Here is an 18,272-nt window from a genome sequence, read left to right on the forward strand (position 1 = left end):
TTCGATTTGGCTTAGTTGCCGTACTCTGCAATTGGTTTAACTATAGTCAGTCCTTTGTTTGCTGCATCTGCGAAAACAGCAGATGAAATGGGAGATTGTTTTAATCCCTCTACCATGTTGGCAGATTTCAATAAACTGTTTTTTAAATAGCGTTCAAGATGTGCATCCTTTTTCCCAAAAGAAAAGAAAAATGCCATCCGTACGTTGTCTTCATCTATTTTTAGAAAATCAGGAACATTCTTTTCTAAATAATCAACAGGGAAATTCGGAAGCATTTTCAAGCGTACTGCATTACCGCTATGAAGCGTACGCAGATCCCAGAAAACTAAATCTCCTTCCTCAATATCCAGTAAAACCGATTTTCCTGATTTGTTTTTATTAGAAGCAATACGCACTTTAAGTCCACCGCTATATTTCTTATGATTCTGAAGATACAAACCCATTCGTATAATCGAATAATCTGCAGCCCAGTCATTTCCTACATTGAACACCCGGTCTGTGTTATCACGATGATAACCTCTTAAGCCTGTTCCGATCTGATATGAACCATCTCCAAAATATACAGGTTCGTTTTGCAGAATTTTTTTAGCAATATTAATTACACGTTCATCTAAAATAACGTGCTGCAAAAGTTCTTTGCTTAGCAAATCTCCTTTTACATAGGTTGCTGATGAATTTGGAACGGAATAGATCAGACCTTTTGCTTTATCTATTTCAACCTGAGAAGCTACTTCATTACGTAAAGTTTGTATTTCACTTTTTGAAAAAACGCCTTTTACAATTGCAAATCCATTGTTATGAAATGACTCTACAAAATCAGAACTGCTATTCATTGTCTTTATTCAAAATATGATAAATGGTAGAATTATTTATTTTCAAGTATTCTTTGATAAGTTATACAAATTTAACTTAAAATTTCTAATTTTAACTGGAGTTGAATCAAAATGGGCATAATAATAAAACAAAGCATTCGCAGTACTATTATAACTTATTTAGGTATTGCGATCGGTACAGTAAATGTATTATGGTTATATCCAAAATATTTCACTCCCGAACAGATCGGAATTCTTAGATTATTACAAGATATCCCCTTCCTGCTTTCGCTTTTTGTACGATTGGGTGCATCCAACATTATCGACCGGTATTTCTCTTATTACCGGAACGATGAAATGCAACACAATGGCTTCCTCTTCATCATTCTCCTATATCCGCTTTTGGGATACTTAATCTTCCTTTCCGGATTCTTTCTTTTTCAGGAGTATTGGCAATCACTTTACACAGAAAAATCTGCCCTGTTTACAGGATATATGATTTTTATTGTTCCGCTGACATTTTTCATGATGTATGCTGATATTTTTGAAGCATACCTCCGGGCATATTATCAAACCTTTTTTTCTAATTTTTTGAAAGAAGTTGTTCTGCGTATTTTCGTAACAGTAATTGTTATTGGCTTTGCTGTAAAACTATTAAACTTTAACAGCACGATCCTCTTTTACAGCCTGGCCTACGGAGCCTTATTACTAATCATGGTTTTATACATACGGAAACAAAAAATATTGTTTTTAACACCAAATGCTGCCTTCTTTAAAAACGAAAAAACAAAAGAGATTATTAGCTTTTTGCTCTACATTATACCCGGAGCTGCCGGCGGTATCATTGCTCAAAAAATAGACACCTTAATGATTGGTGCCATCAGCGGAAAAAATGCAAACGAAGGACTGGAAAATGTAGCTGTTTACAGCCTGGCCTATTTTATAGGCTCGGTTATTGAAGTACCTAGAAAAGCCATAACACAAATCTCACTTCCCTTACTGGCCAAAGCATTCAAAGAGAATGACCAGGACGCCATTAATGTTTTGTACAAAAAAAATTCGCTCATCCAATTTTTAAGTGGTGTATTTATCTTTGGATTGATCTGGTTAAATGTAGACGATCTATTTCTCTTTATACCAAATTCAGACGTATACAGATCCGGCAAGTATGTAATATTGTTGATCGGTGTTTCCAAGCTATTTGATATGTCGACAAGTATCAACAATGAGATGATTCAATTCTCTCAATACTTCCGTTTCAATCTTATAGCCGTTATCTTACTTGGTGTTGTTACAATCATAATGAATTTGATATTCATTCCATTATATTCAATCATGGGTGCAGCCCTCGCTTTAGTACTTACCTTATTCGTTTATAACATTGTTAAAACCATATTCATTTACAGTAAAATGGGAATGATTCCTTTTTCAAAAGAAATGATACCGGCACTCATACTGGCTTGCGGAATATTGCTTGTTCCTTTAATTATTCCATTCACCTGCTCTAGCTGGCAGTATGCATTATTTATCATACCAATTAAATCTCTTTTATTTGGCTTACTCTTTATTTTTATCGTACGACTTTTCAAAATGTCTCCTGAAATGAATAGCTTAATGGATGGTGCACTTGATTACGTTCGTACGTGCCTAAAAAAATAAAATGCATACGTTCTACAGAAGCTCTTAAGCCTTTGTGCAAAGGACTTGTACTTGCTAGTCACACCCTGCTTGTTCAGGCAACATCAAGCTTCTCTAATTATTTCTATATACATCGAACTATTTCAGCCACGAAAAATTTCTCATTAAAAAAGGGAATTGCGCAGGCAATTCCCTTTTTTAATGAGAATAAGTTTTTTGTTTACTTACTTGGTTTTGCGTAACGACATAACCAATGTTCCCAGTAATAATGCGATCCAGAAAAGAGATCCGGCGTACGCTACTTTTTCGCTTCGGATATAATGCTCCGGTTCGAATTTGAATAAGATCTTATGTTTGCCTGCAGGAAGCTCCATACCACGCAGAATATAATTTACACGTACATGCGGTGTTGGTTTTCCGTCTACATATGCATTCCAGCCCGGCTGGTAGTATACTTCCGAGAATACGGCAAATTGTTCGGATGCAGCACTGCTTTCATAGGTTAAATGGTTCGGGTGGTATTCCGTTAATGTAATGTATGAAGAAGAATCTAAGGTGTATGCTTTTCCTGCTTTAGCAAAACGCTGATCAATAAAGGCTTCTGTCTTTGGTGAGATACTATCTAATGCTTTTATTTCTTCATCTGCATTTGCAACAATTTTTGTTTCTTTTACAAACCAGGCATTGCCATACGCACCGGGGTTACGCTGTACCATAGGCTCTCCGCCTTCCTGGCGTGCTCCGGAAATAATATAGCGTGTATTCAGCATGTTCATTACTTCTATGTTATTCTTGCTGATCTGGTTTTCAATCAAATCCTGATAGCGTGACAATTTAATGGCACTGTAGCCGCCAATAGACTTGTGATAAAAGGATGTTGTTGCATCATTAAACGGACTCTTGGTAAGATTTAACACTCTGTAATACCCTTTGTCTGTTAATATCTGCTGATCCTGTTCTGTTTTAGGAATTGCTTTTTCAACAATAGATCCTTTTGCTTTTATAAAATCGCTTTCATTCAAATAACGTTTGTCCACTACAAACAGATCAAGAATTACTAAAACGGTTAATGCAGCCAGCGCATATTTTATTTCAAACTTCTCTTTGATGATTGCCCAAATCAATGCTGCTGCTGCTGTTACAAAAAACAGCGAACGAAGTGCATCTCCTCTGAATTTAGATATACGGTCTTCGGTAATCGCTTCCATCAACCATTCCGGCAATTGCGTGTTTGCATCATTTTTAGATGAGAAATTAAACCAGATGGTACCTGTAAGAAGCATCAATACGGCAAAGCCTCCGCATATCGCAAATGCTTTCACCAATGCTTTCTGTGCCTGATCTCTTTCCAATTCAGGCTGGATAACTTTAACCAGTGCAATACATGCCAGCAATGGAAACACAAGCTGTGCAATGGATACAGCCATTGTTACGGAACGGAACTTGTTATAAAGCGGCACGTGATAGAATAATAAATCGCTGAACCATTCGATGTTTTTACCCCAGCTCATCATGAATGAGAAAACGGCAATAGCCAGCCAGATCCATTTAGACGGATCTTTGATTAAAAACATTCCGAATATAAATAAAAATATAATGATTGCGCCAAAATATACCGGACCGGAAGTAAATGGCTGATCTCCCCAATACAACGGAATCTGTTTGATAAACTGTTTGGCCTGTGCTCTGTCTACTTTAGAAGCCAGTGCTTTGTAAGTTGCTGAACTCTGATCCAGTTCTTCACCCGAGGCACCTCCGTTAAAGTATGGCATATACATGGTGAAAATTTCTGTAATGCCGTTGCTCCAGCTCATTGCATATTCTTTATCTAAACCACCGCCTTCTTTTTTTGCCGCGCTTAATTCTGAACCGCCGCGTGTAGTACTTTTAGAATACTCATAATTTGTCAGAATAGAAGAAATATTCGGAAGGATAGAAACAACTGCAGCACCTATTAATACAAGTGATCCGATTAAAAAATGCTTGTAAGATTTATCACGTATAGCCTCATAGATTTTATAGGCAGCATAAAACCCTAATGTAATCAATAGATAATAACTGATCTGGTAATGGCCGTAATACAGATGTAAGGCCAGAAAAAATACCGTTACAAATATACCGATCCAGTATTTTCTTTCATATACCAGTATAACTCCGGCAATAACCGGTGCCATCGTAGCCATGGCCAATACCTTATTCACGTGGCCCGCTTCGATACTTACAATGTTAAAGGAGGTTAATGTAAATGCTGCTGAAACCAGCATGGCAATGGTTACATTAGCTCCGAGGACCAGCGCCAGAATATAAAATCCTAAAAAAGCCAGATAGCTCATGTATACGGTAACGGGAAAGATAGCAAGTGCTGCTTTATGGACAGAGGTAACTAAGTTTGAACCATAACCGCGCCATACAGGCATACCGCTGAAACTTGAGTTTGACCAAAGAATTTCTTCGCTTCCGCTCTTCGTATATTCATTCGCTTCCTGTAAAGCAGCGCCTGATTGTACAACGTCGTTCTGAACTAGTTTTTTACCTTTTGTTACCGGACTGTAAAAAATAAATAAGATCCCTATAAATACTACGTGCACAAGCACGTGCGGGAGCAATGATTTTAATGATACTGATTTCATTCTTTTAAATTAAAATGATGTTATTCAACAATTATGCAATATAAAAAGATTCAGTAAGCTTATTGCATTTCCACGGCAGCCGAAAGCATTATTTAATGATTTCTTTTTAAAATTTTAAATACCCACAGGTATCTGAGTATAATATACACATGCGCTAAAGAAGTATATAAAAAACCATAATGCGCTACGTAGATTTTCCAGCGCTCTTTCCAGCCGGTTTTTTGATTTTGTACAGACAGCCCGCCTACCAGGTAGCTGGATAAAATCATCTTACAGTTATGCACCTGCACGGCTTTTTCCAAGCAAGAGATTACCCAGTCAATATCAGCGCTGAAGCGGTATTTGAGATCATATAAAGGTGCAATGCTTCGCTTGGGTATAAAAGACTGATGACAAACAACCATACCTTTTATCATGGAATACGTTGTCATTTTTTCCGGCAGCACACGTGTGGTTTTTTCAGAGCGAATTCCGATAGCAGCAGCCTGTTCATCAATCAGCATGGTTTCTCCATATAAAATATCGTTAGCCGCTGCCTGGCTTTTCAGCGTTGCTACTGTGGTTTCAGCATAAATGCCATCACCGGAATTCATGAACCACACAAATTTACCGGCGGCCATTGCAAGCCCTTTGTTCATGGCATCGTACAAGCCATTGTCTTTTTCAGATACAAATTTTAAGGGCGCGAAACTGAGTTTCTCTAACCATTCTTTTGTCCCGTCACGGGAACCTCCATCCACAACAATCCACTCAAAGTCTTTATCTGTCTGCTTATGAATGGATTCAAAAGTATATTGCAATCCAGCTACATTATTGTATACAACCGTTATGATGGATAGAAAGGGAACTGGCTCAGACATTTGTGTTGGTGATACTTTTAACTAATAAAGGCGAATTTACTTCAAATAATAAAAATGAACTATACTATTTAAGGTTAAATTGAATAAAAGACCATACATTTCATTTCTATTGTATTATTTTTTTAGTAAAATTGGAAGTTGGAACTACTATTAGGCTCAAAACCATTCTAGTTTCCTCGCCTTATTTGAAATTGCCTTGACAACTTACTAATAATGAAGAAAATAGCAGTATATACATCTGGGGGCGATGCGCCAGGAATGAATGCATGTATTCGCGCGGCGGTTCGTGCGGGTCATTACCATAATCTTGAAGTTTATGGTATTGTTCGTGGATATGACGGGATGATTAATGGGAATTTTATCGAACTTGACAATCGTGCTGTTAGTAACATTATTCAAAAAGGCGGAACGATTCTAAAATCTGCGCGCAGCGAAGAATTCAGATCTCCGGAGGGAAGACGCAAAGCGTTCGATCAGATTCAGAAATTCGGTATCGACGGTTTGGTTGCCATTGGCGGTAACGGAACATTTACCGGAGCTGAATTATTTTACAATGAATATCAAATCCCTTGTGTTGGCGCACCGGGAACAATAGATAATGATCTGTATGGTTCTGATTTTACCATTGGGTATGATACTGCCGTAAACACATGTTTAGCAGCAATCGATAAGATCCGTGATACGGCAGATGCACACGAACGTGTATTCTTTATTGAAGTAATGGGCCGTGATACAGGCTACATCGCTGTACGCTCGGCTATTTCAGGCGGAGCAGAAATGGCGATTATACCCGAGTTTCCGTATGACAAAAATGTTGTTATCAACCGTTTGAAACATGGCACAAGTGACACTAAAGCATCTCACATTATTATTGTTGCTGAAGGTCACCAGGAAGGTCGTGCAAGTATGATTGCAAGAGATATTAAAGAAGCGCTACCTCAATTAGATTGCAGAGTAACCACATTAGGACACGTGCAACGTGGAGGCGGGCCATCAGCGGCTGATCGCGTATTAGCCAGCCGTCTGGGTCTGGCTACGGTGGAAGGCTTACTTGAAGGAAGAGCAAATGTAATGGCTGGCATTATCGATCATAAAGTAGTTTATACTCCTTTTATTGATACAATTACCAAGAGAAAGCCGATCAATGAAGATTTACTTTCATTGGCAGAAAAATTAAATGGCAGAAGCTATAAAGTATAGTTACCAGAACCTGGTAACTAGTTATCAGACAATTATTGGTGCTAAGTAAAAAAGGAAAGAGTAATCTCTTTCCTTTTTTTATGTACATCCGGATTGGAATGATACACCGATCTTTACTGTTAAAGGCTCTCAGCCTTATTCTTTCTGAAAATAAAGGCGATCCGTATTTTATACATTATTGGCTATCAGCCGCCGCGGATAAGAAACCTACTCCTGCAACTTAGCTTCAATAAACGTTGTAATCTCCGTTATTTCTCCGGGATGGAACCATTTCACTTCGGCATCTTTGGAAAACCACGTCAGCTGGCGTTTGGCATACCTCCTGCTGTTACGCTTTAACAGCCGGATCATTTCTTCCCGATCATACAGGCCATCAATGAATCCGAAGATCTCTGAATAACCAACCGTCTGTAACGCATTATAATTTCTGTATTGTATATTATCCCGCGCTTCCTTTTCCAGCCCGGCCTCCAGCATCCGATCCATACGGCGGTCAATACGTGCATACAATTCTTCCCTTGGCATATTGAGCCCGATCCTGATGGTTTTAAACGGCCGCTCCTGCTTGGCTCCCGTTTTAAAAGAGGAAAGCGGTTTACCCGTCTGCCGGTATACTTCAATAGCCCTGAATACCCGCAAGGGATTTTTCAGATCAATAACAGCATGAGTTTCCGGATCTATTTCCTTCAATTCACCTGTCATGACCTCCAGGCCGCGCTGTTCAAATTCTCTGTTCAATGCTTCCCGCAATTCAGGGTCTGCCTGCGGCAGTGCATCCATACCTTCCAGCAGTGCCTTTACATACAAGCCTGTGCCGCCGCATACAATCACTACATCGTGTTTAAGAAATAAGGTATCCAGCAGCTGCAGGCCCTCCCGCTCAAACATTCCGGCATTAAAGGATTCTTCAATCGAAATTGAATCCACAAAATAATGCGGCACGCCATCCTGCTCTTCCATGGTTGCTTTAGCTGTTCCAATGCTCAATTCTTTGAATACCTGCCGTGAATCTGCAGAGAGCACGGCCGTATTAAACCGCTTTGCCAGCGAAACAGCCAGTGCTGTTTTCCCTGCCGCCGTTGGGCCAACAACAACAATTACGTATTTATTTATAAACGACATGGAATTTTTAGAAATGGATTCCGTTATATTTAGTGAAGATAAAGGATTTCAGTATTTTTATAGGATAATTCAATCAGTAATGTTAGATATAGTAATAGTAGCAGGTGCACGCCCAAACTTTGTAAAGATAGCACCTTTGATTCATAAACTTTTACGTGAAGAAAAAATTAACTACACCCTTGTACATACCGGGCAGCATTACGATCCGTTAATGAACGATGTATTTTTTGAAGACCTGTCTATACCTGCCCCCAGCTATCATTTAGGGATCAGCGGCGGCAGCCAGAATAAACAGACGAGTGAAATCATTACCGGTTTTGAAGAATTTTTGAAAGACAGCAACGCCAAAGCGGTGATTGTTGTGGGCGATGTAACATCAACCATGGCCTGCAGCATTGTTACAAAAAAATTACACCGGGATCTGATCCATATCGAAGCAGGCCTGCGCTCCCATGACCGAGCCATGCCGGAAGAGATCAACCGTATTCTTACCGATTCCATTACAGATTATTTCTTTACAACATCCCGTGAAGCCGGTGCCAATCTGGTTAAAGAAGGCATTGCGGATGATCGTATTTTTTTTGTCGGCAACATTATGATTGACTCCCTGGTACGCACGTTACCTTTCATACAACGGCCGGAAGTGTACCGCACCTATTCCTTAGAAGAAAATAATTATTACCTGTTAACGCTTCACCGGGCGGATAATGTTGACAATGCAGATGTATTAACGGATATACTCAGAGCCGTGTCGGAATCGATCGGCGACCGAACCTGTATTTTCCCGGTGCACCCGCGCACAGAGAAAATGCTTCGCGGCACGTCTATTTTTCACGAAATAAAAAACATAGAGTTCATTGAACCGCTGCGGTATTTAGAATTTTTATTCATGCAGAAACATGCCAAAGCGGTTATTACAGATTCAGGCGGCATACAGGAAGAAACAACGTTTATGAACGTTCCCTGTGTAACGTACCGCACCACAACAGAGCGCCCGGAAACCATTACAACCGGTTCAAATGAACTGGCACAGGACTTACCAGCACTAAAAGCTTTCCTGAATACATTAGAAGCCGGTGAATGGAAAACCTCTTCGATCCCTCCGCTGTGGGATGGTAACACGGCCGGACGTATTGTTCAGAAGCTGCATGCTATTTATTCGATCTGATGCATAAAAAAACACTTATAAGTACATTTGTTGTGCGCTTCATTCTGGCGCTGAATACGTTTGGCATATTCATTCTGTCTTCCAGATACCTCGGGGCAGACGGCAGAGGTACCATAAGTCTGTTTATTGCAAACGTTACCATTGTTCAATTATTCAGTGAAGTGATTTTTGGTTCGGGCTATATTTATTTTATTCATCAATACAGTAAAAAAGATATTATCACGTACGGGTTTATCCTTTCAACACTGGCAGGAATACTCGTTCCGCTGATTTTATATGTTACGGGGCTGCATCCGGCAGGTTTAGTTACTGACCTGATCATCAACAGCATCTTATTTGCGTGGGTCAACTGGATCGGCCTGCATTTACGGGCGCACAAAAAATTCGCGTTCTACAATGCCTTCTATTTGTTTTTATCTGTCTTTCAGCTAACACTGATCTGGCTGATGCTGGAACAAAAAGCTACCATACAGCAATACATCAACGGTCTTCAGATTCATCTGGCTATCTGCTTTGCCGTTGGGCTATTATTTTTGTGGGCCGTATCTAAACATACAGTACAATCAACGCATGCACCCGTGCATTGGTTTGAACTCATTAAAAAGAGTATCATATCGCAATACAGCAACTGGCTTTTCTTTTTAAATACCCGTATCAGTTATTATTTGATTTATGTGTACATAAAAGATAATACTTTATTAGGAATTTATTCGGCGGCATCGATTTTAACAGAGGCGGTATGGATCATACCCCTTGCGTTGGCAACACCACTCTACCCGATCATTTCTTCCGACCCCGATAAAGAAAAAACCGTTCAGCTTACAAATGAATATGCGTATGCTTCTTTTTGGTTAAGCCTTGCCGCCACTGTTCTTTTATTGCTGGTTCCGGAAGCGGTGATGGAATTTGTAATCGGGAAAGACTTTACCGGACTGCATAGCTTTATTTTAGTATTAGCTGCAGGCACGGTTATTCTATCGTATGCAAAAATCTACTGGAATTATTTTCAGGGAATGGGTTTATTTAAAATCAATGCGAAAGCAACCTTGATTTCTTTTGTTGTTCCCCTGCTGCTGTTTGTGCCGTTTATTCCGATGCTGGGTGTGTACGGAATCGCATTCATGAGCTGCTGCAGCTATCTCGTATACAGTTTTGTATTGATGTATTATTACCACAAAGAAACACACACCAGCTGGAAAGCTTTATTATTACCGGGTTTCCGCTTGTTTCCAAACGTGTAAACAGGCTTTCGAAAGATCACTGATGAAAAATCAGTTTATCATTTTATTACCTGAATCCAGCCGGTATATTTCTTTCTCAAAACAGAATCAGTTATCTGATAGTAATATAATCCGGCATCTAAACCTTCTGCATTCCAGTCATTTTTATAATCGTTGCTTGCATACACCTTACGGCCCCAGCTGCTGTAAAGAACGATTTCAAGGGTACGGCTTACCGTAGTTTGAATTTCAAAAAAATCATTTTTATGATCTCCGTTTACCGTGATCAGATTCGGGATGGTTAACGCACAATCTACAACATGTACCTGAAAGGTATCCGATACCGTATAACACCTGTTCTCTATATCAACCCAGTAGTCACCTTCCTGGTAAATGGTGCTGTGTACCGCTGCCGTGCCATCATACCAGCGGATTGTATAACCTGCCTGCTCCGGAACGGCAACAATCAATTGCATGCCCGAACAAAGTAATGTATCACTGATATGGATGTTTGCAGGCGGGTAGATCATCGAAACGTTAATGGTATCCAGAACTTCGCAGCCCTCAGGTGTGTATGCCTGAATGGAATACATTCCGGCATGGTGAATGCGTAACCTATCAGCGGCTGAACCGTTATTCCATTGATACGAATCATACATAGCTGCATGAGACAGCTCAATATCTAAAAATGCATTGCTGCATAATGCCGTATCTGCTGCCGGAAGGAGGATGGTATCCGGTTTTTCAAATGCAGAAACAGTAATTGTGTCTGTTAAAACTCCGCAGCTATAGGTACCTTCAAGCCAGTACGTACCGGGTTGGGTAATGCTGATGTGCGCTGCTCCTGCTCCGTTGGACCAGAGATAGGAATCAAAGCGCACCGGTGATGTTAAGGCATATTGCGCGGGGATCTTACAAAAAAAGGTATCCTTGCCCAGATCCAATGCGGTATAACGTGGTACAGCATGCAGATAAAAGGTATCACGCAGAATGGTGCAGCCATTGCTGGCTTCTACGGTATAGCGCCCATTGCCTGCAGCAATAGTGATCTGACGGGCAGTTTCACCGGTAGACCATTTGTAATCTTTTAATCCTTCCGGAAGTGTTATGGTGAGCGTGCTATCCGCACACAATGTTGTATCTGTAAACGAAACCAGATCCGGTTTCCATTCCTGTACGGAAATATCATCAACAGCATATACTGCCCTGCCCAGATTATTATAAAGAGCCTGTGTATGCGCATTGTCTTTGAAATTGCCGATTACCAGCCATTCTTCTCCGCCGCTAGCCGTAAAAACACCCGATACTTTCTGATAATTTATTGAATCTGTTAAGATATTCCCGGAGGGATTCGATACCTGAGGGGTAATATCTGTAAACGCTTTATAATGCTCAGATGTATTAGCACGGTATACACTGTCTGTAGAAAAATACAATCCCAATCCATCTGCACACTGCTTGCCTTGAGAAGTATAATTAAAAAAATTATCGTAAATTGGTCTGTTCAAAACATAACAAGAAACTTCATAAAGACAATCCCTTTCTAGATGTTTTGTAAGTCTAACTTGGGCATAATCTCGTGTATCTGTATCTGGTCTATTGGCTAATTCCCAACTACCAAAAGTTCTGATTAATATATAAGCTTTTCCTGTCCGGGGCATGTACCAATCTGTATTAACACGATTGCCATACTTTGCTTGCGTTTCTATCCATGTATTGATGATACATTCATTTACATAAAGAGGCGTATTAACACTGAGATAGTTTTCTCTACTAACTGCCCACCAATTTTTAGTCCCACTAATAATTTTACCTGGTAATTCAGGTAAACCATGTGTACAACAAGTTGTATAACATGGTGAGTTTGGGTCTTGTGAAATATTTTCACAATTTAAACTTGTACCGCAAGGCTCATACGCTTCAAAACTTGGATTAGGAACCAGGTTTTGGGCGTGCAGTTTTAACATTATAAAAAAACAATAGAAGATACTGTACCGCATAGCTGTTAAAGATAATCCATTAAGAATAGACATTCTTAATGGATTATCTTCTAAATAGATGTTAAAGAATAACTACTTTGTTATAACGAGTTTGCCTGTTTGGATAGTATTTGTGCCATCAAGTAATTGATACAAATAAATACCGGCAGGAATATTGGTGGTATCAAATGTCATTTCATTTATCCCTGTTGAGGCAGAATAAGCATCAACTACCCTAAGTACATTTCCTCCCTGAATATTACTTAATGCACAGGTTACAATTCTTTCTTCTTTTGATAAGAATACCACTGTTGTTAATCCTTTCGTCGGATTCGGATAGATGTTATTTGCATTGGAAGTACTTTCCAGATTATTCCCTATTCTGAATAAGGCAGGATCTGAATTAAAATAACCTGTTTGTGATGATGACCCGCACGCATTGGTTACTGTATAGGTTACTTTAAAACAACCTGCATTTGAAAAGAAATAATTTTTAGGTGTGCTTTTCAAATTAAACGACACTGCTGTGATCGTTGACGGATCGCCATTTGTAACTGCAGTGGCTGGCACATTCACAACATTCGCTGTTAAAACGGAACCGGTTGAGCAATCTACTTTGTCTACTTTGATTTCATAGGTTGCAATATATCCGGTGCTATAATGACCGCTAATACTACCACCGCTGGCACTTAATGTATCGCCAGGCAATGTATTATCAGGTGAAAAAGCATGCCCATCGCCATCGTTCAATTTAAAATTAGCCGATGCTGCAGAAATTGTACTATTCTGTATAAGCCCAATATAGGTGCTGGACGTACAAGCATTCTGAGTAAAAAACTGTATTTTAAAATAACCTGTAGCTGACGCAAGATAAGCAGCATCTAATGCCTTCAAATCAATCGTTGAGGGCGGAGCTGATGCAATTAATCCTGTTGTATAACTATATCCGGAAACAACATTGCCGTTTGCATCAGCTTTGTTGATTGTTATCTGATAGGCTGTCGCCGCGCTGGCAGTATTTTGCAATACAATAGCAGCACAGGTAAATGTATTTGTGGCAACTGCTGGGCTAACAGGGGTTCCATTAATTTTGAAAGAATGTGTCAATTGAGGTGTACCAAAGAAATAATCATAATTTTCGCCATCGATCTGGTCCGGTAACATATAAAAATCACCATGTAATAAGCCAACATATTTTGCACTCGATACCGGAATATTTACTGCTGTAACTGCGTCTGTCAACGAATTTATTTTTCCCAGAATGCCGCTACTTGTTGTAGTAGAGGTAGAAGGTAAGCCGTCTACTGCATAAATAAAACCATCCCTGCCAAGTTCCAGTTCTGTGTACATATAGCTACCGCTTGTTATTTGTATTGGAGTAACTGAACCAGTTAAACCTGTTGCAGGCACTTTATAAATCCCCCCTAAAGATGTTGGATATGATAAAACAGAAAAATAAATATAATTTTCATCAGGCGAAAATTCAATACCATAATAATAAGCATAAGGTATAGAAATATTCTTTTTAATTTCGGTATCTAATAGAACATTATATATATGAATAGATGCTGTACTGCTAGAAATGCCGCCTTCTATCCACGCTAATTTATCACCGTTATCATTAAGTTCAAGTACTTTAGTTGCACTAGGAGTTACACTTAAAATACTAGTTTCTGCACTTATTCCGGATGATGATATAGTATATTTTTTTAAGATATAATCTCCTATTGCAAAAAGATTTCGTGTATTATCAATAGAATTTAATTTACTTACAGCAAAACTCATAAAATTCCCTCCTGTCATACCAACGACCGTACCATTATTTACAATAGTAACGACACCAGCTATAGAAACAGAAACCTTTGCAGATAATAAATACACGCTTTGATGCCATATACTTGAGCCATATTTTAAATAAAGGATATAAAAATCACGGCATGAACCCGGCACAGGAACAATCGAGATCTCTTTACCTAATGTTCCATAAAAATGTCCTTCTGGCAGTAATGTATAATTAGCTAACGTCCCAACACTTATGCCTGCGGCATTTCTAATCTCGTCATCTGTAACAGTAAATAATACATTTCCATTTTCATCAAACGCACCATTACTAACGGCATATTCAGATAAAGCTGCAGTATTTGCAAAACCTGCATTGCCATTGCCTGCAAACGTTGATACAATACCAGCAGGAGTTACTTTACGTACCCGATGCGTTTCGTTATCTGCTTCATACAGATCACCTGAAGCATTTATTGTCAAACCTGTGGGCCATTGAAATTGTGCATTTGCAGCAGGACCATCTGCAAATCCCGGTGTACCCGTACCAGCATAAGTACTTACAACTCCTGATGAAGTTATTTTTCGTATTACTCCATTATTTGTATCCGTAACATATAAGTTTGAAAACGCATCTACAACAATACCATATGGCCTGTTAAATTGTGCTGTAACACCGGTACCATTCATATAACCTGCAGAACCACTGCCTGCGACCGTACTAACTACTCCAGCAGAAGTCATTTTACGAATACGATGATTTCGATTGTCAGTTATAAAGAAATTACCGGAAACATCTAATGTTATATTTACTGGTAAATAGAACCTTGCAGCTGTGCCCGTTCCATCAACGTAACCTGGAGTTGTATTACCTGCAATTGTTGTAACTACTCCTGATGATGTTATCTTTCGTATTAAATTATTACCGCTGTCTGCAACATATAAATTTCCAGAAGCATCTATAGCCATACCGTAAGGATTATTAAACTGGGCGGCAGTGCCTGTTCCATCATTAGAACCAGCAGTACCACTTCCTGCAAAAGTTATTACGACACCTGCGGGAGTAATTTTACGTATACAATGATTTCCATTATCAGCTATGTAAATATTTTGCGCAGCATCTAATACCACTGCTGCGGGAAGATTAAAACGTGCAGCAGAACCTGTTGCATCAATTAAACCAGATGTGCCATTACCTGCAATAGTACTTACAATTCCACTTGGATTAACCTTACGAATAGAATGATCTTGATAACCAGCTACTATTAAATTACCTGAATTATCAAAAGCTAAACCTGATAATCCATAAAACTCTGCTGTGTTATATGCTGGTAGAAGATCTGTTGTAGGGGAAGATTCTGTAAAATCAATTTTATAAGGTGGCAAAGCCCAGTAATTCATTTGTCTTTGACCAAAAAGATTTTGCGTTACAAGTAAAAAAACAAGCAACCATAAAAGATTTTTTTTCATAATATATTAATTTGATTGAAAAGTAAACATAAGCGTTTTAATCAAGAGCATTATTTAACTTATGTTAAATAATGCATTAAGAGTAAATAAAAAAATTACATCTTTTGTTTTATAATTAAAAACGTAATTATACTTTCAATCCATCCACATCCTTAATCCTTGATACACTCCTTCAATATTTTTTCCTGCTTCTGCCCGTTTATTTCTTTTACTGCATGTACCATGTTCTCTTCCCAGCTGGAAATGATGTTGCTGCCGGGTTTCCGCTTGTTTCCAAAAATGTAAACAGGCTATCGAAAGATCACTGATGAAAAATCAGTTTATCATTTTATTACCTGAATCCAGCCGGTGTATTTCTTTCTCAAAACAGAATCGGTTATCTGATAGTAATATAATCCGGCATCTAAACCTTCTGCATTCCAGTCATTTTTATAATCGTTGCTTGCATACACCTTACGGCCCCAGCTGCTGTAAAGAACGATTTCAAGGGTACGGCTTACCGCCGTTTGAATTTCAAAAAAATCATTTTTATGATCTCCGTTTACCGTGATCAGATTCGGGATGGTTAACGCACAATCTACAACATGTACCTGAAAGGTATCCGATACCGTATAACACCTGTTCTCTATATCAACCCAGTATTCACCTTCCTGGTAAATGGTACTGTGTACCGCTGCTGTGCCATCATACCAGCGGATTGTATAACCTGCCTGCTCCGGAACGGACACAATCAATTGCATGCCCGAACAAAGTAATGTATCACTGATATGGATGTTTGCAGGCGGGTAGATCATCGAAACGTTAATGGTATCAAGAACTTCGCAGCCCTCAGGTGTGTATGCCTGAATGGAATACATTCCGGCATGGTGAATGCGTAACCTGTCAGCGGCTGAACCGTTATTCCATTGATACGAATCATACATAGCTGCATGAGACAGCTCAATATCTAAAAATGCATCGCTGCACAATACCGTATCTGCTGCCGGAAGGAGGATGGTATCCGGTTTTTCAAATGCAGAAACAGTAATTGTGTCTGTTAAAACTCCGCAGCTATAGGTACCTTCAAGCCAGTACGTATCAGCTTTAGTAATGCTGATGTGAGCTGCTGCTGCTCCGTTGGACCAGAGATAGGAATCAAAGCGCACCGGTGATGTTAAGGCATATTGCGCGGGGATCTTACAAAAAAAGGTATCCTTGCCCAGATCCAATGCGGTATAACGTGGTACAGCATGCAGATAAAAGGTATCACGCAGAATGGTGCAGCCATTGCTGGCTTCTACGGTATAGCGCCCATTGCCTGCAGCAATAGTGATCTGACGGGCAGTTTCACCGGTAGACCATTTATACTCTTTTAATCCTTCCGGAAGTGTTATGGTGAGCGTGCTATCCGCACACAATGTTGTATCTGTAAACGAAACCAGATCCGGCTTCCATTCCTGTACGGAAATATCATCAACAGCATATACGGCTTTATCTAAATAATTATAAACAGCCTGTGTATGTGCATTGTCTTTGAAGTTGCCGATTACCAGCCATTCTTCTCCGCCGCTAGCCGTAAAAACACCGGATATCTTTTTATAGTTTACAGTATCTGTAAGCAGGTGTCCTGCCGGGTTGGATACCTGGGGAATAATATCTGTAAGTGCCCGATATTGACCGGATTCATAATGCCGGTAAACACTGTCTTTAGAAAAATATAAACCAAACCCATCTGCCTGCTGCGTTCCTTGAGAAAGAGAAGAAGGAAAATCATTGTAGCCGTGTTGATTTAAAACATAGCAGGATGCCTCATAGCTGCACCCTGCCTGTAGAGGCACTGTAAGCCTTACCTGGGCATAATCGCGTGTATTTGTGGTATCCTGCGGATTAGATATATCCCAGCCTCCATACGTCCTTATCAGAATATACGCATTTCCAGTACGAGGCCTATACCAATCGGTATTTACATGCTTACCAGTGCTTGCCTGTTCTTCTATCCAGTTATTGATAATACACCCACTGATATACACAGGTGTACCACCATTAATATAATTAACTCGGCTTACTGCCCACCAGTTTTTTGTTCCACTAATAGTATGATCCGGAGACTCAGGTAAACCACTTGAGCAACATGTTGAATAGCAAGGAGCATCAGCATTTGGTGTCAGATTTTTGCAGGTTATTTCCGTACCGCATAGCGCATATGCTTCAAAACTGGCATTAGGAACCAGGTTTTGGGCGTGCAGTTTTAACATTATAAAAAAACAATAGAAGAAGATACTGTACCGCATAGCTGTTAAATAGATAATCCATTAAGAATGCCTATTCTTAATGGATTATCTTCTAAATAGATGTTAAAGAATAACTACTTTGTTATAACGCGTTTGCCTGTTTGGATAGTATGACTTGCGCCAA

11 protein-coding genes are annotated in these 18,272 nt (G+C 39.5%); 4 read left to right on the forward strand and 7 right to left on the reverse strand.

Annotated features, from left to right (window positions below; genetic code table 11):
* Positions 1 to 11 precede the first annotated feature (11 nt).
* Positions 12 to 833 carry a hypothetical protein gene (locus tag CHU_RS13460; RefSeq protein WP_011586127.1) on the reverse strand — a complete coding sequence of 274 codons (822 nt, stop codon included), beginning with the start codon at positions 831 to 833 and terminating at the stop codon, positions 12 to 14.
* 111 nt (positions 834 to 944) lie between these two features.
* Here CHU_RS13460 and CHU_RS13465 point away from each other — a divergent pair, with 111 nt between their 5' ends.
* Entirely contained in the window at positions 945 to 2,471 is a 1,527-nt protein-coding gene (locus CHU_RS13465; protein WP_011586128.1) for an oligosaccharide flippase family protein, read from the forward strand.
* Between the two features lie 203 nt (positions 2,472 to 2,674).
* Here the strand turns inward: CHU_RS13465 and CHU_RS13470 are convergent, their stop codons facing one another.
* Complete coding sequence (locus CHU_RS13470; protein WP_011586130.1) at positions 2,675 to 5,080, reverse strand: YfhO family protein; 2,406 nt, start codon at positions 5,078 to 5,080, stop codon at positions 2,675 to 2,677.
* Between the two features lie 92 nt (positions 5,081 to 5,172).
* Entirely contained in the window at positions 5,173 to 5,940 is a 768-nt protein-coding gene (locus CHU_RS13475; RefSeq protein ID WP_011586131.1) for a glycosyltransferase family 2 protein, read from the reverse strand.
* Between the two features lie 213 nt (positions 5,941 to 6,153).
* Here CHU_RS13475 and pfkA point away from each other — a divergent pair, with 213 nt between their 5' ends.
* Entirely contained in the window at positions 6,154 to 7,140 is a 987-nt protein-coding gene (gene pfkA, locus CHU_RS13480) for a 6-phosphofructokinase (protein WP_011586132.1), read from the forward strand.
* A gap of 207 nt (positions 7,141 to 7,347) precedes the next feature.
* Here pfkA and miaA read toward each other — a convergent pair whose 3' ends face one another.
* Positions 7,348 to 8,262: a tRNA (adenosine(37)-N6)-dimethylallyltransferase MiaA gene (gene miaA, locus CHU_RS13485; protein ID WP_011586134.1), complete on the reverse strand. Its 915-nt coding sequence runs from the start codon at positions 8,260 to 8,262 to the stop codon at positions 7,348 to 7,350.
* A 79-nt stretch (positions 8,263 to 8,341) separates the two neighbouring features.
* Here miaA and wecB point away from each other — a divergent pair, with 79 nt between their 5' ends.
* Together wecB and CHU_RS13495 are read left to right on the forward strand one after the other, a co-directional pair.
* Positions 8,342 to 9,430, forward strand: a complete 1,089-nt coding sequence (gene wecB / locus CHU_RS13490; protein ID WP_041932760.1) for a non-hydrolyzing UDP-N-acetylglucosamine 2-epimerase — start codon at positions 8,342 to 8,344, stop codon at positions 9,428 to 9,430.
* Entirely contained in the window at positions 9,430 to 10,671 is a 1,242-nt protein-coding gene (locus tag CHU_RS13495) for a polysaccharide biosynthesis C-terminal domain-containing protein (RefSeq protein ID WP_011586136.1), read from the forward strand. The genes wecB and CHU_RS13495 overlap by 1 nt, the downstream gene beginning before the upstream one ends.
* Before the next feature lie 38 nt (positions 10,672 to 10,709).
* Here CHU_RS13495 and CHU_RS13500 read toward each other — a convergent pair whose 3' ends face one another.
* The 3 genes from CHU_RS13500 to CHU_RS13510 all read right to left on the reverse strand — a co-directional run bounded on the left by CHU_RS13500 (position 10,710) and on the right by CHU_RS13510 (position 18,112).
* The gene (locus CHU_RS13500; protein WP_238379282.1) at positions 10,710 to 12,158 is read right to left on the reverse strand and encodes a gliding motility-associated C-terminal domain-containing protein; all 1,449 of its coding nucleotides are present in this window, start codon (positions 12,156 to 12,158) and stop codon (positions 10,710 to 10,712) included.
* 564 nt (positions 12,159 to 12,722) lie between these two features.
* Positions 12,723 to 15,878, reverse strand: coding sequence for a T9SS type A sorting domain-containing protein (locus CHU_RS18955; protein WP_011586138.1), 3,156 nt, complete (start codon positions 15,876 to 15,878; stop codon positions 12,723 to 12,725).
* A gap of 323 nt (positions 15,879 to 16,201) precedes the next feature.
* Entirely contained in the window at positions 16,202 to 18,112 is a 1,911-nt protein-coding gene (locus tag CHU_RS13510; protein ID WP_238379283.1) for a gliding motility-associated C-terminal domain-containing protein, read from the reverse strand.
* Positions 18,113 to 18,272 lie beyond the last annotated feature (160 nt).

This window comes from Cytophaga hutchinsonii ATCC 33406, from assembly GCF_000014145.1.
Taxonomy (GTDB): domain Bacteria; phylum Bacteroidota; class Bacteroidia; order Cytophagales; family Cytophagaceae; genus Cytophaga; species Cytophaga hutchinsonii.

Coding starts and splice junctions, on each gene's coding strand:
- CHU_RS13460 (WP_011586127.1), bottom strand. CDS start 833: ATGAATAGCAGTTCTGATTTTGTAGAGTCATTTCATAACAATGGATTT.
- CHU_RS13465 (WP_011586128.1), top strand. CDS start 945: ATGGGCATAATAATAAAACAAAGCATTCGCAGTACTATTATAACTTAT.
- CHU_RS13470 (WP_011586130.1), bottom strand. CDS start 5,080: ATGAAATCAGTATCATTAAAATCATTGCTCCCGCACGTGCTTGTGCAC.
- CHU_RS13475 (WP_011586131.1), bottom strand. CDS start 5,940: ATGTCTGAGCCAGTTCCCTTTCTATCCATCATAACGGTTGTATACAAT.
- pfkA (WP_011586132.1), top strand. CDS start 6,154: ATGAAGAAAATAGCAGTATATACATCTGGGGGCGATGCGCCAGGAATG.
- miaA (WP_011586134.1), bottom strand. CDS start 8,262: ATGTCGTTTATAAATAAATACGTAATTGTTGTTGTTGGCCCAACGGCG.
- wecB (WP_041932760.1), top strand. CDS start 8,342: ATGTTAGATATAGTAATAGTAGCAGGTGCACGCCCAAACTTTGTAAAG.
- CHU_RS13495 (WP_011586136.1), top strand. CDS start 9,430: ATGCATAAAAAAACACTTATAAGTACATTTGTTGTGCGCTTCATTCTG.
- CHU_RS18955 (WP_011586138.1), bottom strand. CDS start 15,878: ATGAAAAAAAATCTTTTATGGTTGCTTGTTTTTTTACTTGTAACGCAA.
- CHU_RS13510 (WP_238379283.1), bottom strand. CDS start 18,112: ATGTTAAAACTGCACGCCCAAAACCTGGTTCCTAATGCCAGTTTTGAA.